Source organism: Bacillus sp. FSL L8-0654, from assembly GCF_038629965.1.
GTDB lineage: Bacteria > Bacillota > Bacilli > Bacillales > Bacillaceae > Bacillus > Bacillus safensis.
In genome coordinates this window covers 1,863,584-1,885,540 of the sequence record NZ_CP152026.1, presented here as the reverse complement: position 1 = coordinate 1,885,540, position 21,957 = coordinate 1,863,584, and the positions used below count along the sequence as shown (strand labels likewise).

Sequence of the window (21,957 nt, the reverse complement as noted above, 5' to 3'; positions counted from 1 at the left end):
ACCACACGCCACATTCGTGTGTGTCTCAAGGAGACATGTTACCCGACTTACACAATTCAGCTCATCGCTTGATTAATATAGCATGAGGTGATCGGAATTGCAACCATTAAATGCTTCACTTCAGTTTTTCACGTCATTTCAGCAGAAAAATGACAAGAAATCAATTATTTGGATTATTTTTTCAAAAAATATTGAAAAGTCAGATCAGATTTTATAAAATGAATTCATCTTAGTTTGTTTAGTCGATAAACTAAGATGAATTCCAAGTGATGATCCGGTCATTAAAGGGGATGATTCCGTCATTCAAATCATTTGCTGTCTATGTGGGCTAAGCTGAAAGGATCAGATGTTCAGCTTCATTTTTACAACAAATTGAAAGCGCTTTATATTCTTTGTATTGACTGCTGCTGCCCTCCATCATCTGTTCATTAGAAGAGGCTAAGAGAAGAAGGGAGAAAGCTCATGGTAAGTGAGAATTTAAAAAAGATTCGTATGTCTGAAAAAGTGGGATATGCTTCAGGAGATTTCGCATGTAACTTAATTTATGCAACTGTCTCTACGTATCTATTATTTTTTTATACAGATGTGTATGGTTTATCAGCGGCGGCAGCAGGAACGATGTTTTTAGTTGTTCGCGCCATTGATGCGCTTGCAGATCCGTTTATTGGTGCATTGGTGGATCGAACGAACAGCCGTTTTGGCAGGTTTAGACCTTACTTGTTATTCGGTGCGTTTCCTTTTGTGGTACTTGCTATCCTTTGCTTTACAACACCTGATCTTTCTGAAATGGGTAAACTCGTTTATGCCTACATCACGTATGTTGGTTTATCGCTTACATACACATTCATCAATGTTCCTTATGGTGCTTTAACATCCGCAATGACAAGAAATAACCAAGAGGTTGTCAGTATTACGTCTGTTCGTATGCTTTTTGCTAATCTCGGTGGTCTAGTTGTTGCTTTTTTTGTTCCTTTTCTTGCGACTTTTTTGAGCGATAAAACAGGAAATACAGCTCTCGGCTGGCAGATGACGATGGCTTTTCTCGGCGTTCTTGGCGGTGCATTACTTATTTTCTGTTTTAAAAGCACGAATGAACGTGTCACACTTCAAAAGCCGGAGGAAAAAATTAAGTTCAGTGATATCTTTGTGCAGTTACGTGTCAATCGTCCGCTTGTTGTATTAAGCATTTTCTTTATTATTATTTTTGGCGTGAACTCGATCAGTAACTCTGTTGGGATCTATTATGTGACGTATAACCTCGGCAGAGAAGATTTAGTGAAATGGTACGGACTCATTGGCAGTCTGCCAGCTTTAATGGTGCTGCCGTTTATTCCAAAACTGCACAAGCTGTTAGGAAAGAAAAAGCTGCTGAATTATTCATTATTGCTGAATATCGTAGGTCTTCTTGCATTACTAGTGATACCGCCGAGTCAAATCACTTTAATACTGATTTTTAGGCTCGTTGCAGCTGCAGGAAGTATTACAGCCGGTGCTTACATGTGGGCGCTCATTCCTGAAACTGTTGAATATGGCGAATATAAAACAGGGAAAAGGATGGGCGGGCTCATCTATGCCATCATCGGATTCTTCTTTAAATTTGGGATGGCATTAGGCGGGATTGTGCCAGGGCTTGTACTTGATCGCTTTGGCTATGTTGCGAACCAAATGCAAACACCAGAAGCATTACTGGGCATTTTAATCACGACAACGGTGATTCCTGTATGCTTACTGATTTTAGCGATGGTGGATATTAATTTTTATAACCTAGACGAAGAAAAACATAAAAAAGTCGTACGGGAGCTTGAGAATAGAGACAAAGTGTATATCGATCATATGGACGATTTTAAAATGTAGGTCTCTGAAAGAGGAGGAAGTTCAATGAAGATTACCAATCCAGTGCTCAAAGGGTTTAATCCTGATCCAAGTATTTGCCGTGTAGGAGAAGATTATTATATGGCCGTTTCTACATTTGAATGGTTTCCAGGGGTGCAAATTTATCATTCAAAGGATCTCGTCCATTGGCGTCTTGCTGCGCGTCCATTGCAAAAAACGTCGCAGCTGGATATGAAGGGGAATCCTGACTCTGGCGGGGTATGGGCGCCGTGCTTAAGCTATGCTGATGGGCAGTTTTGGCTTATTTATTCAGATATCAAAGTAGTGGATGGCCCATTTAAAGACGGTCATAATTATTTGGTCACGGCAAGCGAGGTGGACGGCGATTGGAGTGAACCGATCCTGCTCAACAGCTCTGGCTTTGATCCATCTTTATTCCATGATCACAGCGGGAAGAAATACGTCTTAAATATGCTGTGGGATCATAGGGAAAAGCATCATTCGTTTGCAGGTATTGCCTTGCAGGAATATAGTGTGGCTGAAAAGAAGCTCATCGGTCAAAGGAAGGTCATTTTTAAAGGCACACCGATTAAACTGACAGAAGCGCCGCATCTGTATCATATCGGTGACTACTACTATTTATTAACGGCAGAAGGAGGTACCCGGTATGAGCATGCAGCAACGATCGCCCGGTCCTCGCATATTGAAGGGCCATATGAGGTTCATCCTGATAACCCGATTTTAAGTGCCTTCCATGTGCCTGAACATCCGCTTCAAAAATGCGGGCATGCTTCAATCGTTCAAACGCATACAAATGAATGGTATCTCGCTCATCTCACTGGCCGCCCGATTCAATCAAGCAAGGAATCGATTTTTCAACAGAGAGGGTGGTGTCCTTTAGGAAGAGAAACAGCGATACAAAAGCTTGAATGGAAGGATGGCTGGCCTTATGTTGTAGGTGGAAAAGAGGGGACGCTAGAGGTTGAAGCGCCAAAGATCGAAGAAAAGGTTTTTGCACCAACCTATCATACAGTCGATGAATTTAAAGAATCAACACTAAATAGACACTTCCAAACATTAAGAATTCCGTTTACCGATCAGATTGGTTCGTTAACGGAGAAACCCCAGCATTTAAGGTTATTCGGTCACGAATCCTTAACGTCTAAATTCACCCAAGCTTTCGTTGCAAGACGCTGGCAAAGCTTTTATTTTGAAGCAGAGACAGCTGTTTCGTTCTTCCCAGAAAACTTTCAGCAAGCCGCAGGTCTTGTGAATTATTATAATACGGAAAACTGGACAGCACTCCAGGTGACATATGATGAGGAACTTGGCCGCACGCTTGAACTATCTGTCTGTCAAAACCTTGCCTTTTCTCAGCCATTGACACATAAAATCATCATTCCTGACGAGGTCACTTATGTCTATTTAAAAGTGACCGTTCGGAAAGAGACATATAAATATTCTTATTCATTTGATCAGAAAGAGTGGAAGGAAATTGATGTACCGTTTGAATCCATCCATTTATCCGATGATTTCATTCGAGGTGGGGGGTTTTTTACAGGGGCATTTGTCGGTATGCAGTGCCAAGATACGAGCGGCGAGCGTCTTCCTGCTGATTTTCACTATTTTCGCTATGAGGAAACAGACGAATAAAAAAGACAACTCGCTACGAGCTGCCTCTTTTTGAAAAATATATAGATCAGGTTGTGAGGGTGGCATCTTGCAGAAAAGCTTCTATGACAAGAGAAGTCATCCCCAATACTGGTGCATTGTGTCCTAATGATGATGGGAGCAGCTCTACATGTGAGCTGAATTGCGTATCCATTCGCGAGGATACCTCCTCCTCAATCACATGTAGAACCGCCTGATGTGATTCGATCACTTTGTTTCTTAAAATAATGGCTTGCGGGTTAAAGGTATGCAGGACGTTTGTGAGACCGACACCAAGGTAAAAGCCAAAGTTGCGCAGGGCATTGAGCGTTTTCATATCATTTAACTTGGCCAGCTGTTCCAGGTCTTGATGGGAGATGTGCTGATCATCTGTTTGAAGAGACTGAAACAAGGCCTTCTCAGAAGCATACAATTCCCAGCACCCACGGTTCCCGCAGCTGCATGTTGGTCCGTTAAAATCGATCGTCATATGTCCCATTTCACCAGAAAAGCCATACGCTCCTCTGTATAAATGATGATTGATGATGATGCCAATCCCGATGCCAGTGCCGATGCTTGCATAGATCAAATGGTCATAATGTTTAGCGGCACCAAAGATTTTTTCACCATATGCACCGGCATTTGCTTCATTTTCAATGAAGATCGGTACTTGGAATGTCTCTTGGAGCGTGGTTTTCAGATCAACATTTTTCCATTTTGAATGAGGCGTAAACACGATTTGTTCACCTGCATCCACTAAACCATGTATGCATAGGCCAATGCCAATGAGCCCGTATGGGGAAGAGGGCATTTGTGTGATGAGCTGCTGTATTAATTCAATTAATTTACGAATCGTCACCTCAGGAGAGCTGGGTGGGAGCTTGATCTGCTCTTCGTAAAGAATAGACCCTTCAAGGTCAGTTAATATGCCATTGACGTAATCAACGCCGACATCGATTCCGATGGAACAGCCAGCACGTTTATTAAACATCAGTAAAACCGGTCTTCTCCCGCCGCTAGACTCACCTTGACCGATCTCATAGACAAGATGTTCTTTCATTAACGTACTTACTTGAGAAGAAACAGTCGATTTATTTAATCCAGTGCGTTCAGATAATTTTGCTCTCGAAATGGGCGCATGCTGGAGAATTTCTTTTAATAAAAGTTTTTGATTTATTTTTTTGACAAAGTTCTGATCAGCGATATCCACGTTATCCACTCCATTTGTTTCGTCTTTAGATTAAGTTGAGAAGAGCTGCTTTTTTTCGCATGTATTCGATAAGAAAGATGATTTTAACTTTATTATAACGAAAATATTTTTAAAAAACTAAAAAATATGGAAAATTCAAAGTGACTTTTTCATAGATTGATCATTAGTTTGTTGCATCAACTTACAAAGTGTACTCAGGAGGAATGAAGAATGGCCAAATCAAATATGAAAACGTTATACAGCTTAGAAGGAATCGGCAAAATTCAATATGAAGGAAAACAATCAAAAAATCCACTCGCCTTTCAATACTATAATCCAAGCGAAGTGATTGGCGGAAAAACAATGAAAGACCACCTGCGCTTTTCAGTCGCTTATTGGCATACATTGACGGCTGATGGAACAGACATGTTTGGAACTGGCACGATGCAAAGAGCGTGGGACTCCTATAGTGGAATGGATTTAGCAAAAGCTAGATTGGAAGTCGCTTTTCAGCTTTTTGACCTATTGGATGTTCCGTATTTTTCATTCCATGACCGTGACATTGCGCCAGAGGGAGAGACGCTTCAAGAGACGAATCAACAATTAGACATCATTTTAGAAAGAATGAAAGAATACATGAAGCAAAGCGGAGTAAAGCTGCTGTGGAACACAGCCAATATGTTCAAGCATCCTAGATTTGTACACGGTGCTGCGACATCTTGTCATGCAGATGTCTTTGCCTACGCGGCCGCACAGGTTAAAAAAGGCATTGAAACCGCCAAAGAACTTGGTGCAGAAAATTATGTTTTCTGGGGTGGACGAGAAGGGTACGATACGCTGCTCAATACAGATATGAAAAGAGAGCTTGATCACATGGCGTCTTTCTTGCATATGGCTGTTGATTATGCAAAAGAAATTGGGTACACTGGCCAATTTTTAATCGAACCAAAGCCAAAGGAACCAACCACTCATCAATACGACACAGATGCAGCGACATCCATCGCCTTTTTAAAACAATACGGATTAGATTCCCATTTTAAATTAAATATTGAGGCCAATCATGCGACACTGGCCGGCCATACGTTTGAGCATGAATTACGTGTCGCAAGAATTCATGGGCTGCTCGGTTCTGTTGATGCAAACCAAGGTAATTCGCTTCTTGGATGGGACACAGATGAATTTCCAACCGATCTGTATGCCACAACTCTTGCCATGTATGAAATTCTGCAAAATGGCGGTCTAGGGTCTGGCGGTCTTAATTTTGATGCAAAAGTGAGAAGAGCTTCCTTTGAACTTGAAGATATTTTATATGCTCATATTGCTGGGATGGATGCATTCGCAAAAGGACTGCGGGTCGCTCATAGACTCATAGAAGACCGTGTGTTTGAGGATGTTATAAAGCACCGGTATCGCAGCTTTTCTGAAGGAATTGGACGTGACATTTCAGAAGGGAAGGCAAACTTTCATACATTAGAAGAATATGCGCTGAAACATCCTTTGATTAGAAACGAATCGGGAAGAGAGGAACAGCTGAAAGCCCGTTTAAATCAATACTTGTTAGAAGATTAATTGAAGGGGCTGACCTGTTTTGAAGGAGTGAAAACATGAAATATGTGATGGGAATTGATCTTGGAACGAGCGGGGTCAAGGCGATATTAGTGGATGAGAGCGGGAAGGTGTGCTGTGAAGCCTCTAAGCCGTACCGCCTCATTCAAGAGAAGCCTGGATACTGTGAGCAGCACCCCGAGGATTGGGTAAACCAGACAATGGCTGTGATGAAAGAACTGATGGCAAAGCAGCCTGTTCATTCGAGACAAGTTGAAGGCATCAGCTTTTCCGGCCAGATGCATGGATTAGTTCTATTAAATGAATCTCGCGAAGTGCTCCGCCCTGCAATTTTATGGAATGATACACGAACGACAGCACAATGTGCACATATTACAAAAAAGCTGGGAGACCGGCTGCAAAAGATCACAAAAAACCAGGCGTTAGAAGGATTCACACTGCCAAAATTATTATGGGTAAAGGAACATGAACCACATATTGATCAGCAAATCGACATGTTTTTACTCCCAAAAGATTATGTCAGATTTCGTTTAACTGGCGCTGTCCATATGGATTATTCTGATGCGGCTGGCACTTTGCTGTTAAATATCGGTGAACAGACGTGGAGTGAGGAGATTTGTCAGGCATTTGATATTTCTCCTCATATTTGCCCGCCGCTTGTCACATCAGAGGCGGAGGTTGGTACACTTTTGCCGCACATTGCACGTGATGTTGGGATGAAAGAAGGAGCGAAGGTTTTTGCCGGCGGGGCAGATAATGCTTGCGGAGCAATTGGTGCTGGCATCTTGTCCTCTGACCGCACGTTATGCAGCATCGGCACATCTGGGGTGATTCTCTCCTACGAAGAGGATCATGAAAGGGAGCTTCAAGGGAATTTACATTTGTTTCATCATGCAAAAAAAGACGCTTTTTACACAATGGGTGTCACCCTCTCAGCAGGATATAGCCTTAACTGGGCAAAACACTTACTGGCACCTGAGGAATCGTTCCAATCACTTTTAGAAGGTGCGGCTCATGTAGCGCCAGGAGCGAAAGGATTGCTTTTTACTCCCTATTTAGTCGGGGAAAGAACACCTCATGCGGATTCGATCATTCGCGGCAGCTTGATTGGATTAGACAGCAGGCATGAAAGGGCACATGTTGTCAGAGCTGTGTTAGAGGGAATTACCTTTTCGCTAAATGAATCTATCGCATTATTCCGGCAGGCAGGAAAAAACATAGATTCTATTGTGTCCATTGGCGGCGGTGCGAGAAGCCGGACTTGGCTTCAAATGCAAGCAGACATTTTTCAGGCTGAAGTCATCCAGTTAGACAATGAACAAGGGCCTGCTTTAGGTGCAGCCATGCTTGCTGCGGTTGGCTGCGGATGGTATCCGTCACTTGAAGTATGTGCTAATCAATTGATCCATCAAGCCGCTGTTTATGAGCCAGAGCAGCAGCATGCGGAAGTATATGCTGATCTATTTCATTTGTATCAAAGGATTTATACACAAACAAGAGACATCCATGCCGGGTTAAAGCAGTATCGTTCCATCTAATAGAGAAGGGTGCATGAAAGGAGGTGATGGGTTTTTCATCTTAGGGATGACAGAACAATACGGATGAAAAAAGGAGAGGGATGGAAAATGAATTTGAAAAGATTGAGGCTTTTGTTTGTGGTGTTTATTGGATTTGTGCTGACACTGACGGCTGTGCCGGCTCATGCGGAAACGATTTATGATAATAGGATAGGGACACACAGCGGATACGATTTTGAATTATGGAAGGATTACGGAAATACCTCGATGACACTCAATAACGGCGGGGCATTTAGTGCAAGCTGGAACAATATTGGAAATGCCTTATTTCGAAAAGGAAAGAAGTTTGATTCCACTAAAACTCATCATCAACTTGGCAACATCTCCATCAACTACAACGCAGCCTTTAACCCGGGCGGGAATTCCTATTTATGTGTCTATGGCTGGACACAATCTCCATTAGCTGAATACTACATTGTTGAGTCATGGGGCACATATCGTCCAACAGGAACGTATAAAGGATCATTTTATGCCGATGGAGGCACATATGACATATATGAAACGCTTCGTGTCAATCAGCCTTCTATCATTGGAGACGCTACCTTCAAACAATATTGGAGTGTACGTCAAACAAAACGCACAAGCGGAACGGTCTCCGTCAGTGAGCATTTTAAAAAATGGGAAAGCTTAGGCATGCCAATGGGAAAAATGTATGAAACAGCATTAACTGTAGAAGGCTACCGAAGCAACGGAAGTGCGAATGTCATGACGAATCAGCTGATGATTCGATAAAAGCATATGAAAAAAGCCAGCAAAAAATGGCTGGCTTTTTTCTATGATAATTTTTCAACTTCCACTCTGCCAGAAAAGAACGTCGCGCCGCCGCCCATATCTGCCAATCGATCAGGTGTTAATCCATTCACTAAATGCTTTTTGCCTTTTTGATCTGCCCATAAACCTTGACTGACCACAACACCAGGTAATACATTTTGACCGACTGACACGACAAGCTCACACTCTCCTCGGTCGTTCAACACACGTACCATGTCACCATCTTCAATTTTTCTTTCCTTTGCATCCTGTTCATTCATGTGAAGCTTCGGAAATTTCTCTAGCTTTTGATGCTTTTCATGAAGTGAGAAGGTGGAATTCAGAAAATTATGGTTCGGTCCCGGTATAAAGGTAAGCGGATAATCGCTTTCCTGATAAAGGGGCACATAGGTTGGAAGTGCTGGATACCCGTCTTTTTTCATTTGTTCAGAATAAAGCTCAATTTTCCCGCTTGGGGTTTGAAGCTTTAATTCCTGGAAAGGTCCACGTTTCGCTTTGATCCATTTCTTTTCTTTTAATGCTTCGTATGAAATGTCCTCATAATGCGGATTTTCTGGATGATGAAGAGCTTGTTCCATCAGTTCAGCATCTGTCTCGCGGAAGGCTTCATCTTCAAAGCCCATCGCATGGGCAAGCAGGCGGAATACTTCAGTATTTGATTTGCTTTCTCCGTAGCGTTCTATCACAGGCTCCTGAATTTGAATATAATGATGCCAGTACGATGTATAAAAATCCTCGTTTTCAAAGGCTGATGTCGCTGGCAGGACAATGTCTGCATACGCCGCTGTTTCTGTCAGGAATAAATCATGAACCACTGTAAATAAGTCCTCTCTCAGCAAACCTTCTCTGACTTTATTCGCTTCTGGTGTCACAACCGCTGGGTTGCACGAGTAGATAAAGAGAGAATCAACGGAAGGCTCTGCGTTTGTCAGCACGCTGCCCAGCTGATTCATATTAAATGATCTAGGCGTTCGTTCTTTTAATAAATCCGGCCGCTGAAGAGCTGTCTCATTATAGCTGAGAAAAGAAGAGTTTGATTTCATCGCTCCGCCGCCCTTGTGCAGCCATTGACCAGTCAGGGCAGGGAGGCAGGAAATGGTTCTAATACTCATCCCGCCATTATCATGGTGCTGCAAACCATTCCCAATGCGAATAAGAGAGGGCGATGTCTCAGCGTACATTCTTGCAAGTGTAATGATGTCATCCCTCGGGACACCTGTGATTCGCTCAACTGTGTCTGGATCATATTGCTTTACATGCTCGCGCAGCTCCTTATGGCCGACCGTGTAAGCCTCTAAAAATGCATCATCTGTACGTTCCTCTTTAAAAAGGACGTGCATGATGCCAAGGGCAAGTGCACTGTCAGTACCAGGCCGAAGCGGAATGAACCAATCTGCCATCCGGCCGGTTTGGTTCTTGTGAACATCAATTACGACAATCTTCGCTCCTTGTTTTCGCGCCTTTTGTGCCAAGGTGATTTGGTGCATATTGGTCGATACGGCATTGATGCCCCAAAAGATAAATAGTTTCGTATGAATGGTGTCTTCAGGATCTGTCCCAATGCTTGCGCCCATTGTATATTTATAGCCAGTCGTTCCTGCTGACTGACAGATTGTCCGGTCTAACTGACTTGAACCAAGACGATAAAAAAAGCGGCGGTCCATTCCTTCAGCGTTGAGATTGCCCATGTTTCCATAGAAGCTGTAAGGCAGAATGCTTTCTGGTCCTTTTTCTTCGATCAGCTTTGTCCATTTTTGACGAATGGTTTCAATGGCTTCTTCCCACGTAATCGGTGCAAACTGACCTTCGCCTTTTTGGCCAACACGTTTTAAAGGAGTGGTCAGTCTTTTTTCATCATATAAACGGGCTGTGACATTACGCACTTTGTTGCATATGTTTCCTTGTGTGACAGGGTGGTCCGGATCTCCCTGCACTTTCACGATCTTTCCATTTTCTTTATGTATTAAAAGACCGCACTGATCCGGGCAGTCTAACGAACAAACTGATTTGAATATTCCGTCTTTCATCGCTGTATAATCGGTCATGAGTTTTCGGCTTCCTTTCTGCATTCCGTTATCACTTTGTATGGATTTTATTTTAGCATGTTCGGAAGAGGAAGGTAAGAAAGAGATGATGAATTGAAGAAAATGAAAAAAAGCCCCTGAAAAGGGACTTTTAAAAACGGGTGACTTGTACAGGAAATTCTTTTACCCCAAAAACAAACGTGCTTTGAATAGGTTTTAGCTGATCTGTAGCGCAGGTGATGTCTTGAAACGTATGGAGTAAAACGTCAAGCGCAATGTTGCTTTCAAGCCGGGCAAGCGGTGCACCGAGACAAAAATGAATGCCAAACCCAAAGCTCATATGCGGATTTGATTTTCGGTCAAGCCGGAACGTATCTGGATCTTCAAACTTCTGTTCATCTCGATTTGCTGAAGCAACCCAGCTGATGAGGTAGTCTCCTTTTTCAATGTGCGCGCCTGCAATTTCAACATCCTCTGCGGCGATTCGGCCAATGGCTTGAACAGGCGGATAATACCGCAGCGTTTCCTCAGTCAATTGAGGAATAAGAGAGGGGTCCTGCCGAACTGATTCAGCAATATGCGGCTGCTCTGTCAGTAGTCGTACGGCATTGGTTATTAAATTGGTCGTTGTCTCATTGCCTGCAACGAGTAATAGAATACAAAAGCCAAGCAGTTCATTCTCGGTTAAACGCTCTCCATCGATTTCCGCTTGAATGAGAAGCGAGATCAAGTCATTGGCAGGTGTTTCTTTTCTTTTTTTGATCAAATGAGCAAAATAAACGGACAGCTCCTCTTCAGCACGTTTCTGCATATCTACTACAGCCTGAATGGCTTCTTTTGATTCATCCTTAGCACCTGCCACAAGGGCATCAGAATGTTTTTTAATCAGCTCTCTGTCCTGCACCTCTGCACCGAGAAGCTCAGCGATGATCATCACTGGCAGGGGAGCTGCTAAATCTTGCACAATATCAAACGTACGTTGATCCTTAACTTGATTTAATAGATCATGTGTCAAGTCTTTGATCTTATCTTCTAATTGCTTGATCGCTTTTGGGGTGAACGCTTTATTCACAAGCGCTCTCATCTTTGTATGTTTTGGAGGATCCATCGTTAAAATACTTGTTTTAGACGTGCTTCTTCCTCGCTGTGAAGAGAACACTTTAGGCTGCTTTAGAACAGACTGGATATCCGCATATCGAAAAAGATCCCAGCACTTTCTTGTCTCATCATATCTAATATCACTTTCTGCACGCAGCTCATTGTAAATAGGGAAGGGGAAAAGAAGGTCATCGGTAGAACGGATTTCTTTCATTGGAATCACATTGACATAGTTTTCTTTCACTTTCATTATGAACGCTCCTTTTTCACATGATTTCTCTTTCACGGTATCACCAGTAAAATATCATTTCAATGGACATGTTTTCTAAAATATGTCAATAGTCTAATCGAAAGATTCAAGCACATTCACTATATAGGAAAATAGAAAGTCATTAAAATGAGAGCGCTTTCTGAAAAATAGAATTGAAGTCACCGAAACCAAAAATAAAATGGTGAATCTAGTCGAACGAAAGGGCCCTATGATTCAAATGATCATAGTTCTTTTGATCTAAATTACTGTATTTGAAAAACACGGCTAACATACTTGCAGCAAGCTGCCGGCCATGCATTCGGGACTTTTGAAAAGCGCTGGCTCTTTCTTGACACGATTTCTCATCATGTTACGATTACTAACGTGCGAAAAACACGAACAAAAAGCGAACAAGGGAGAGGATCAATATCATTGATCAAAAGAAAGTTGCTTTCATTGGAGCAGGCTCTATGGCGGAAGGAATGATCGCAGGGATTGTACGATCAGGACAGATGCCGCTAGACCAAATTTACGCAACAAACAGACAAAATCAACTTCGATTGGATGAACTAACGAAACGATACGGAATCCAAACAGGCGCAATGGATTCATTTCCTTTTGAAGAAATGGATATGTTGATCCTGGCCATGAAGCCAAAGGATGCTGAAGCAGCCCTTGAATCATTAAAACCTCGTATTCAGCCAGATCAGCTCATCATGTCTGTCCTTGCAGGTGTTAAGCTATCGTATATTGAAGACATGCTGCATGAAGGCCAGCCTGTTATGAGGGTCATGCCAAATACATCAAGTACGATCGGGGCATCAGCGACTGCTTTATCTGCTGGACGTTACGTGAAAAACGACCATATGAGCATAAGCCAGGCTCTTTTATCTGAAATGGGCGAAGTCTATACCATTCAGGAAGAGCAAATGGATATTTTCACTGGAATTGCTGGAAGCGGGCCCGCCTACTTTTATTTCTTAATGGAGAGAATCGAAGAAGCAGGAGAAGAGGCAGGTTTATCAAAGGAATTGTCTCGCCAAATTGGCGCGCAGACACTCCTCGGTGCGGCAAAAATGCTGCAAGAAACAGAGGAAAATCCTTCTGTCCTAAGAGAGAAAATTACGTCACCAAATGGAACAACTGCTGCAGGACTCAATGCATTAGATGATTTTGGCGGAGGAGAAGCGATCAAGCAGGCTGTCAAACATGCTGCCAATCGATCAAAAGAGATAAGCAATCAGCAAAAACAAAAAGTATCTATATAAATAGAGCTCAGGTACAGGAGTGATTAGGTGTACGCAGATAAAGAGAGAAAACGAATTGTTGTGAAAATCGGAAGCAGCTCTCTTACTAGCTTTCAAGGTGAGATTAGTTTGAAAAAACTAGAAAACCTCGTCAATCAAATTGTAAAACTCAAAGATGAAGGACACGAAGTCATTTTGGTTTCATCTGGTGCGGTTGCAGCTGGTTACCGAAAACTAGGATTTATTGATAGACCCAAAACACTGCCGGAAAAGCAGGCATCTGCCTCAATTGGGCAAGGGCTTTTAATGGAATCATATTCTACTTTATTTTTATCACACGGTTATATTGCCTCACAGCTCTTAATTACAAGAAGTGATTTTTCTGATGAAACGCGCTATCAAAATGTGCGTAACACAATGAACGTGTTATTAGATCGAGGCATCATCCCGATTATTAATGAAAATGATACAGTGACGATCAATCGGTTGAAGTTTGGAGACAACGATACATTGTCTGCAAAAGTAGCTGGACTCATTGATGCGGATTTCCTTGCCATTTTATCTGATATTGATGGCTTGTATGAAGATAATCCTCATACAAATCCAAATGCGAAGAGAATTCTTGAAGTGACAGACATCACAGAAGACATCGAAGCAGCTGCTGGAGACGCAGGAAGCAGCGTAGGTACAGGCGGAATGAAATCAAAGCTCGATGCCTTTAAAATATCAATGGCCGCAGGGATCAACGGCTTTTTAGGAAAAGCAGATACGCCTCACATTTTAGACAAAGCGATCAATGGGACAGAGGACGGCACTTATTTTACCGCTGACGAAAATGTAGCGCCACTCAATTATAAGAAGCAGTGGATTGCCTTTCATTCTGGGCCAAAGGGTGAGATCGTGGTTCAAGAGAAAACACAGGAATTTCTCATGCACCGTGAGGGAAGTCTTGATTCTGATGGGATTGTCAATGTGAAAGGTTCATTTAAAAAAGGCGATGTGGTCCGTATTTTAGATCAAGATGGAAGAGAAATAGGGCTTGGCGTTGTGAATTATGCATCAGATGAACTCGCACGTAAGAGTGACTTGTTACAAGATGAAATCGTGCATGTCGTCGATCTTGAAGCATTTGTTTGTCATTTAGATTTATCGATTTCAGTTTGTTAACCAAAAGGGAGGAATTCCATGACATTGACAGCTGAAGTTGTCACATCGGTCAAAGAAAAAGCGAAAAAAGCAAAGCATGTTTCAAAAAAACTAAGTTTACTTCAAACAGAGGAAAAGAATGACGCGCTTCTTAAAATGGCAGAAGCATTAGAGCAAAACAGCCGCTTTATTTTACAGGAGAATCAAAAGGACTTAGATGCTGGGAAAGAAAAGGGCTTCTCAGAGGCACTCATGGATCGATTAATGTTAAATGAAGAAAGAATTCACGAGTTTGCTGAAAGTTTGCGGCTTGTGACGAGATTAACAGATCCTGTTGGAGAAATATTGGATGAATGGACTCTTGATAACGGCTTACACGTGAAAAGCCGAAGAGTACCGCTCGGCGTGATCGGGATGATCTATGAAGCGAGACCGAACGTCACTGTCGATGCAGCAGGCCTTGCCCTTAAGGCAGGCAACTCAGTGATTTTAAAAGGCGGTTCCTCCGCTATTTCTTCCAACAAAGCCATCGTCAGTGTGATCCATGAAGCATTGGATCAAACAAAGATTCCTCGTGATGCGGTGCAATTAATTGAACAAACAGACCGTTCATCGGTTCAGGCGATGTTTCAACTAAAAGAATGGATTGATGTTTTAATTCCGCGAGGCGGAGCATCTTTAATCAAAACAGTGGTAGAAGAATCCACTATCCCAGTGCTTGAAACAGGGACAGGAAACTGTCATGTCTATGTTGATCAAACCGCGAATGTGAAAAAAGCCATTGAGATTGTAATCAATGCGAAAACGAATCGTCCGGCCGTATGTAATGCACTTGAGACGCTGATTATTCATCGCGATTGGCTGAAAGAGAATGCAGCCTCATTAAATGAAGCTTTGCAGGAGCACCGTGTCACTGTACATGGCGACCAGGCAGCAGAGTCTTACTTCTCAAACGCGGTTCCTGCTTTGGAAGTGGATTGGACAGATGAGTATTTAAGTCTGGATCTTGCAGTAAAGGTAGTCGATTCAATTGAGGAAGCAATCAGCCATATCGATCAGTACGGCACAAAGCATTCAGAAGCCATCGTGACAGAAGATGAAAAAAATGCACTCACGTTTCTAAACGAAGTCGATGCGGCAGCCGTTTACCATAACGCATCGACTCGCTTTACAGACGGCGGCGCACTTGGCTATGGAGCTGAAATCGGCATCTCTACTCAAAAACTGCACGCAAGAGGGCCAATGGGACTTCCTGCACTTACGACAACTAAGCTGCTTCTGTGTGGTGACGGTCAGATTAGAAGCTAGAAAGATTCAAGAAACACTACCTTTTTATGAGGTAGTGTTTTTAACTTTATTTAAAAGAAATACACGTTATCCTACGTTTGCACAATTTTTCTTCATGACCTTCTCAAATTTAAAAAATTCAAATTCCTCAGGTGCTAAAGGTTCATTGCCGTGATGTGCTTCATGATGTGCGTTTGGATCTGGATGGTGTAAGTGATAAAATTCAACTATTTGAAAACCGCATTTATTGACATAAAAATGAATGTTGCGTTTTTCAAAGTATGGAGTCACAACCTCCCATACAATCGTTTCTGGATATTGCGCCTCGATGGCTTTCCATGCTGCCTGACCAATGCCCCGGCCGTGAAAGGATGATGAAATGTATAGCAAATCAACCGAGTTGTGATGTGTCTCTTGGTTGATTTTGATCACAACGCCGCCTGCCTTTTCACCATTTAGCATAATATGATAAACAATGTGGTCATTGGAATGAAAAGATTCATCAATCACTTCATCTGGAGGAATCGGTCCATCCTGCGCATCGCCAAATGCGTCGATCACGCCAGCTGTAAAAGCTTTCTGAAGCTCTTTTTTCATAGAAGGGAAGTCCTCTTTATTTGCATGTGCTAATGTCACTTCATGTTGAGTTATTTTGTTCATTTTCTTATCCTTTCCCTGCGTAGTGGTGTTTCTGCATGTTATGATAAAGGATGGAGTTACTCCATAGTCAAGAAAGGAGCCTTCATCATGATCAATGATGTGCAAAAAACGTTTTTCACTGGAGAATTTGCCAAGCTATTTGATGTCAAAAAAGATACGCTTCTGTATTATGATAAAATCGATTTATTTAAGCCGGCTGGTGTGCATAAAAATGGGTACCGTTACTATACACTTGAGCAATTTGACCATTTTATTGCGATTCAATCCTTGCGAGCTGTTCAATTTCCGATCAAAGAGTTAAAACAATATTTCACAGAACCTTCCCGCGAGAGACTGCAAAGCCTAGCGGCCGACCAAATAAAAAAGGTCAAACAAGAGATTGAAAAGCTTCAAGACATCCAGGCTTTTCTTATGCGGGTGATGGAGACGACACTTGAATTAGCAAATGTGAAAATAGGGGAGGTCCTGTTTCAAGAGCTGCCAGAAGAACCCGTTGTACTAAGTGCATCAAACCCGATCGACTTCAATACACCTGTAGAAGAAATATCACGTATTGTAGGGGAATTTTTAAAGGGAGTTGGCATAAAAGGGGCTGCGGCAAATGGTTCTGTCTTAAAAAAGGAGCAGTTCCGTAAGCGGCACTATCATCAGTCAGATCAGCTGTTCTGCCGAATGGATGGCCCGGGGGCAGTCAAAAAACCTGGCGGGCTCTATGCGGTGATGTATGATCAAGGAGCATTTGATCAGATCGAATCTGCTTATTCGCATTTGTTAGATGAAATCGAGAAAGAGGGCATGATGCTGGATGGAGATGTATTTGAGGAGTATTTACTTCATTCGCTCATGTCTAAAGATGAAGCAGAGTATATAACGAAGCTCAGTGTAAAAGTGAAGAAGCGAGCAGATGACAATTGAAAAGAGGATAGACAGCATGTGACATGCGTGTCTATCCTCTTTTTTGATGTTATCCCACTTGATTTTCGGCAAATTGACTCATATATAAGTCTGCATAGAAGCCTTTTTGTTTTAAGAGTTCGCTGTGCGATCCTTTTTCAATGATGCTTCCATCCTTCATGACTAAAATAAGGTCTGCATCCTTAATCGTTGAAAGTCTGTGTGCAATCACAAAGCTCGTTCTGCCTTTCATCAATTCATTCATTGCTTTTTGAATATGCATCTCTGTCCGTGTATCCACACTGCTTGTTGCTTCATCTAATATCAAGATCTTTGGATCAGATAAAATGGCACGGGCGATGGTTAACAGCTGGCGCTGACCTTGAGACAGGTTGCCTGCATCTTCTGTTAACAGTGTGTCATATCCATCTGGAAGCGTGCGGATGAAATCATCTGCATAGGCATGTTTGGCGGCTTTGATGACATCCTCTTTGGAAACGTGCTGCCTGCCATAGGCAATGTTGTCGTAAATCGTTCCTTCAAAGAGCCATGTATCTTGAAGAACCATCGCAAATAATTCTCGTACTTGCTGACGGCTGAGGTCAGTTGTTTTGACACCGCCAATGCGTATGGAGCCTTGATCTAATTCGTAAAAACGCATTAAAAGGTTAATGATGGTCGTTTTTCCCGCGCCTGTTGGCCCGACAATGGCAACCGTCTGACCTTCTTGCACATCTAAATTCAAATCTTTAATAATCGGATGATCTTTTTCATATCCGAATTGAACTTGTTCAAAGCTCACATCACCTGAGAGTGATGCAAGATCAATTGCCGCATCTTCTTCGGTACTTTCTTCTTCTTCATCAAGGATTTCAAACACCCTTTCAGCAGACGCGATCGCTGATTGAACTAAGTTTGCGACACTTGATGCTTGCACAAGCGGCTGAGACATTTGCTGCGTGTATTGGATAAACGCCTGCACATCCCCGACACGGATATTCCCGTTTATGACAAGAATCCCGCCGGCTACACTGACTGCCACATAGCCAAGGTTCCCGATAAAGGTCATCATTGGCATCATTAAACCAGAAATGAACTGCGCTTTCCTTGAAGATTCATACAGCTTTTCATTTAATTCATCAAATGTATCGATTGCTTTCTTTTCGTAGCCATACGCACGAACAGTCTGATGTCCTGTGAACATCTCATTAATATGTCCATTGATCGTCCCAAGCTCTTTTTGCTGCGCTTTAAAATGCTTTTGAGAAAATGACGTAATGCCGCGAATCGCAAACAGGCTGAGTGGCAGCGTCAAACAAACAAGCAACGTAAGCAGCGGACTGATGAAGAGCATCATGACGACAATCCCAATGACTGTAATCACAGATGTAATCACTTGGGTGAGCGCCTGCTGAAGCGATGTATTAATATTATCGATATCATTCATCACACGGCTCAGCGTGTCCCCGTGGGTTGTTTTATCAAAATAACGAAGGGGGAGACGTGTGAGCTTGTCATTTGCTTCCTGCCGTAATTCAGCAATGGTCTGTTGAGAGACACCAGCCATGACATATTGCTGAACGAATGAAAAGAGGGAAGCAACGACGTACAGCACGACAAGCAGCAAAAGAATTCGTGAAATGACATCAAATTGAACGTCTGTTCCATTCGTAAAGCTGTCAAATAGGGAAGAGGTGGCATCCCCGAGCAGCTTTGGACTAATGACATTAAAGACAGTTGAACCAATCGCTGCAATAAAGACGATGATCAGCTGAAATTTCCTTGGTTTTAAATAGCCTGTCAAACGAAGCAGTGTTTTCTTAAATTCCTTTGGTTTTGCGGCTGGCCCTTTAGGGTGGCCGCCTTTATGGCCCATGCCGGAAGACATTTTTTTACTCATCCTCGCTCACCTCCTGACCTTCCTGAGATGCGACAATCTCTTGATATACAAGATTATCCTTTATTAATTGTTCATGTGTTCCGATACCTGCAATTTTTCCTTCATCAAGTACAATGATTTTATCACTATGCTTCACTGTACTGATTCGTTGAGCCACAATGATGAGGGCTGCATGAGCTTTTTCTGCTTCTAATGATGCCCGCAGCTTTGCATCTGTTTTGTAATCAAGTGCTGAAAAGCTATCGTCAAACAGATAGAATGATGGTTTTCTCACTAGCGCCCTTGCAATGGAAAGCCGCTGCTTTTGGCCGCCGGATAGATTGGAACCACCTTGATCAATTTCTGCATCAATTCCGCCATCTTTTTGCAAAACAAATTCTTCGGCCTGCGCAGTTCGCAGCGCCTGCCAGATGTCTTCATCGCTTGCATCCTGCTTGCCAAAGCGTACATTCTCGGCAATGGTTCCACTGAATAGAACAGCTTTTTGAGAGACATAGCCCATCTGGTTTCTCAGTTTCTCTTGAGGCAGCTCTCTAATATCTACACCATCTAGTGTAATCCGGCCTTCTGTCACTTCATAAAAGCGCGTCATCAGCTGGAGAAGTGTTGTTTTCCCAGAACCCGTACTTCCGATAATGGCTGTTGTTTCACCAGTTTTAGCTTCAAACGTGATACCTTGAACGGCCGGTTTCTCAGCATTTGAGTAATAAAATGACACATCCTCAAAGCGAATGGATTGGGCGGGCTCGTGAAGGTCAGTGATAGACTCTTCTTTGTCTTTAATCTTTGGTTCCATGTTTAACACTTCATTCATGCGTTTAGCTGACGCTTGTGCTCTTGGGACCATAATAAAGCTCATCGACAGCATAATAAGCGCCATTAAAATCATCATCGCATATTGAATGAAGGCAATGAGATTTCCAACTTCCATTTCTCCGGCATCAATTCGGTTTGCGCCAAGCCAGACAATGCCGATATTCGTGAAGTTCATGATAATCAGCATAAATGGAAACAAGTAAGCCATTAATCGGTTGACTCTAAGACCAGTATCCTTATAGGACGTGTTGGCTTCTTGGAATCGCTCCTTTTCATCATCCACACGGTTAAAGGCGCGAATGACGCGGATGCCTGAAAGAGATTCTCGCATAATTAAATTCAGCCGGTCTGTTTTTTTCTGAAGCTGGCCGAATAGCGGGATGGCTTTTCTTGACACTAAATAGATGAATCCGCCAAGAAGGGGGAGGGCCGCTAAAAAGATAAGAGACAGGACAGCATCCCTGGAAACAGCCAAAATAATTCCGCCTACAAGCATGAGCGGGGCCCGCGTCATCATTTGTAAAATCATAATCGTCACATCTTGGACTTGTTTCACATCATTTGTTGATCTCGTAATAAAGGAAGACGTGCCGATCTTTTGAAATTCTTCTAATGAAAATTGTTCGACATGCACAAACAGCTGTCTTCTCATATCACGCCCGAAGCCAAGTGCTGTTTTTGATGACAAGTAAGACTTCCAAATGGTGAGCAAAATGGCGAGTAAAGAACAAGCCACCATCCAGCCGCCAACCTTCCATATGTAAGCAATATCTCCCTGGACGATACCGACATCAACGATATCTGCTGTTAACGTCGGTAAATACAGCTGAAGCATACTGCTTAAAAAGGTGAGAATGACAATGGACACAACGGACAGCCGATACGGCTTTAAAAACGATAAAATTGATTTCATATGAATACCTTTCTTCCATATAGTCTTTTGTTCTGTAACCCATCATATACAAAGTGGGATTATTTCTACAAATGAAATGTCTTGTTTTAGTGAATTATTTATATTGTTCAATTTTAGAAAAGAAATCCTTCACAAACACATAAAAATCATGGGCAGAAGGAGACATTTCGCGCGTTTTAGATGCAATAATTCCAACCGTTCTTCTCACTTGAGGGAAATCGATCGGAATTTTCACTGTAAATCGCGGTGTTGTTTCATAAAAGGCGCTTTCGGGTAATAAGGTAACGCCCATACCTGCAGATACGAGACCTTTAATGGCATCCAAATCTTCTCCTTCAGATGAAATGGTAGGCTCATAGCCTGCCTGCTTGCAAGCATCAACCGCAATTTGTCTCAGCACATACCCTTCAGGAAATAACACGAAATGATCCTTTCTTAAATCACTTAAATGAATACTTCTTTGTCCACTAAAGGGGTGGCTAACCGGTAAAAGGGCATAAATGCTTTCGGAAAACAAAATATTTCCTTCTATTTGAGAATCGTTTGTCGGTACGGGTCCTAAAAAGGCGAGATCGATATCTCGATTTTTGACCGCTTCAATAAGAAATTTATAGGATCCTTGACGAAGTAAAAAATCGACCTCTGGATATTCCTGCTTAAAGGCGGAGATGACAGAAGGGAGTACTTGGCTTGCTAGACTTGTAGGAAAGCCAATATTCACCGTTCCTTTGTGCGGATCTAAGTATTCATCAATTTGCTCTTTCGCATAATCAATGGCTTTGAGTGCAGTTCTGACATGCTCTAAAAATTGTCTGCCGATCTTCGTTAATTTGATATTTCGTCCTTCTCGTTCGAATAAGGCCACTCCAAGTTCTTCTTCTAAATTCGCAATCTGCCGGCTGATGGCAGATTGGGCAACATGTAAGTTTTCAGCCGCTTCTGACACGTGTTCACGGTCTGCGACTTCTACAAAATAACGTAACTGACGAAGCTCCATTTTTGCACTTCACACCCATCTATCTCAAAAAGAGATTGTTTTGATCTAAATTATATATTGTTTATATCAATTTGAAAACTTAAAATAAGTTACAGAGTTTGTGAGATTTTATTACTGTGAAAAAACGGATCTTTTAAAC

General features: G+C 42.4%; 16 protein-coding genes. 9 read left to right on the top strand and 7 right to left on the bottom strand.

The features are described from left to right. Window positions 1–462: 462 nt before the first annotated feature. Both MHH65_RS09415 and MHH65_RS09410 read left to right on the top strand, forming a co-directional pair. Window positions 463–1,854 (top strand): MFS transporter, encoded by a 1,392-nt coding sequence (locus MHH65_RS09415; protein ID WP_024428356.1) that lies wholly within the window; start codon window positions 463–465, stop codon window positions 1,852–1,854. A gap of 24 nt (window positions 1,855–1,878) precedes the next feature. Then, window positions 1,879–3,486, top strand: a complete 1,608-nt coding sequence (locus tag MHH65_RS09410) for a glycoside hydrolase family 43 protein (RefSeq protein ID WP_335351013.1) — start codon at window positions 1,879–1,881, stop codon at window positions 3,484–3,486. Window positions 3,487–3,532: 46 nt separating this feature from the next. Here MHH65_RS09410 and MHH65_RS09405 read toward each other — a convergent pair whose 3' ends face one another. Continuing rightward, window positions 3,533–4,693 (bottom strand): ROK family transcriptional regulator, encoded by a 1,161-nt coding sequence (locus MHH65_RS09405; protein ID WP_025093136.1) that lies wholly within the window; start codon window positions 4,691–4,693, stop codon window positions 3,533–3,535. A gap of 210 nt (window positions 4,694–4,903) precedes the next feature. On the opposite strand from MHH65_RS09405, the gene xylA reads away from it, so the two are divergent. The 3 genes from xylA (at window position 4,904) to MHH65_RS09390 (ending at window position 8,547) form a co-directional block, all read left to right on the top strand. Beyond that, the gene (xylA, locus tag MHH65_RS09400) at window positions 4,904–6,241 is read left to right on the top strand and encodes a xylose isomerase (protein WP_268427822.1); all 1,338 of its coding nucleotides are present in this window, start codon (window positions 4,904–4,906) and stop codon (window positions 6,239–6,241) included. Between the two features lie 35 nt (window positions 6,242–6,276). Then, window positions 6,277–7,776 (top strand): xylulokinase, encoded by a 1,500-nt coding sequence (gene xylB, locus MHH65_RS09395; protein ID WP_335351012.1) that lies wholly within the window; start codon window positions 6,277–6,279, stop codon window positions 7,774–7,776. An 87-nt stretch (window positions 7,777–7,863) separates the two neighbouring features. Beyond that, window positions 7,864–8,547, top strand: a complete 684-nt coding sequence (locus MHH65_RS09390) for a glycoside hydrolase family 11 protein (RefSeq protein ID WP_335351011.1) — start codon at window positions 7,864–7,866, stop codon at window positions 8,545–8,547. A gap of 41 nt (window positions 8,548–8,588) precedes the next feature. Here the strand turns inward: MHH65_RS09390 and MHH65_RS09385 are convergent, their stop codons facing one another. Both MHH65_RS09385 and MHH65_RS09380 read right to left on the bottom strand, forming a co-directional pair. After that, complete coding sequence (locus MHH65_RS09385) at window positions 8,589–10,631, bottom strand: molybdopterin oxidoreductase family protein (protein ID WP_335351010.1); 2,043 nt, start codon at window positions 10,629–10,631, stop codon at window positions 8,589–8,591. Between the two features lie 130 nt (window positions 10,632–10,761). Further along, entirely contained in the window at window positions 10,762–11,958 is a 1,197-nt protein-coding gene (locus tag MHH65_RS09380; protein ID WP_335351009.1) for a cytochrome P450, read from the bottom strand. A gap of 422 nt (window positions 11,959–12,380) precedes the next feature. Here MHH65_RS09380 and proC point away from each other — a divergent pair, with 422 nt between their 5' ends. The 3 genes from proC to MHH65_RS09365 are packed head-to-tail and all read left to right on the top strand — an operon-like array spanning window position 12,381 to window position 15,659. Further along, window positions 12,381–13,226 carry a pyrroline-5-carboxylate reductase gene (proC, locus tag MHH65_RS09375; RefSeq protein WP_080652983.1) on the top strand — a complete coding sequence of 282 codons (846 nt, stop codon included), beginning with the start codon at window positions 12,381–12,383 and terminating at the stop codon, window positions 13,224–13,226. Window positions 13,227–13,253: 27 nt separating this feature from the next. Next, window positions 13,254–14,372 carry a glutamate 5-kinase gene (gene proB, locus MHH65_RS09370; protein WP_335351008.1) on the top strand — a complete coding sequence of 373 codons (1,119 nt, stop codon included), beginning with the start codon at window positions 13,254–13,256 and terminating at the stop codon, window positions 14,370–14,372. 18 nt (window positions 14,373–14,390) lie between these two features. Next, the gene (locus MHH65_RS09365) at window positions 14,391–15,659 is read left to right on the top strand and encodes a glutamate-5-semialdehyde dehydrogenase (RefSeq protein WP_070326583.1); all 1,269 of its coding nucleotides are present in this window, start codon (window positions 14,391–14,393) and stop codon (window positions 15,657–15,659) included. Between the two features lie 66 nt (window positions 15,660–15,725). Here the strand turns inward: MHH65_RS09365 and MHH65_RS09360 are convergent, their stop codons facing one another. Further along, the gene (locus MHH65_RS09360; RefSeq protein ID WP_046311408.1) at window positions 15,726–16,298 is read right to left on the bottom strand and encodes a GNAT family N-acetyltransferase; all 573 of its coding nucleotides are present in this window, start codon (window positions 16,296–16,298) and stop codon (window positions 15,726–15,728) included. Window positions 16,299–16,385: 87 nt separating this feature from the next. On the opposite strand from MHH65_RS09360, the gene MHH65_RS09355 reads away from it, so the two are divergent. After that, entirely contained in the window at window positions 16,386–17,213 is an 828-nt protein-coding gene (locus MHH65_RS09355) for a MerR family transcriptional regulator (protein ID WP_335351007.1), read from the top strand. A gap of 49 nt (window positions 17,214–17,262) precedes the next feature. Here MHH65_RS09355 and MHH65_RS09350 read toward each other — a convergent pair whose 3' ends face one another. The 3 genes from MHH65_RS09350 to MHH65_RS09340 all read right to left on the bottom strand — a co-directional run bounded on the left by MHH65_RS09350 (window position 17,263) and on the right by MHH65_RS09340 (window position 21,818). Beyond that, complete coding sequence (locus MHH65_RS09350) at window positions 17,263–19,092, bottom strand: ABC transporter ATP-binding protein (RefSeq protein WP_120208059.1); 1,830 nt, start codon at window positions 19,090–19,092, stop codon at window positions 17,263–17,265. Further along, a complete protein-coding gene (locus MHH65_RS09345; RefSeq protein WP_046311402.1) occupies window positions 19,085–20,821 on the bottom strand; it encodes an ABC transporter ATP-binding protein in 1,737 nt (578 codons plus the stop codon). Before MHH65_RS09345 ends, MHH65_RS09350 begins: the two co-directional genes overlap by 8 nt. A 94-nt stretch (window positions 20,822–20,915) precedes the next feature. Then, a complete protein-coding gene (locus MHH65_RS09340; RefSeq protein WP_046311400.1) occupies window positions 20,916–21,818 on the bottom strand; it encodes a LysR family transcriptional regulator in 903 nt (300 codons plus the stop codon). Window positions 21,819–21,957 lie beyond the last annotated feature (139 nt).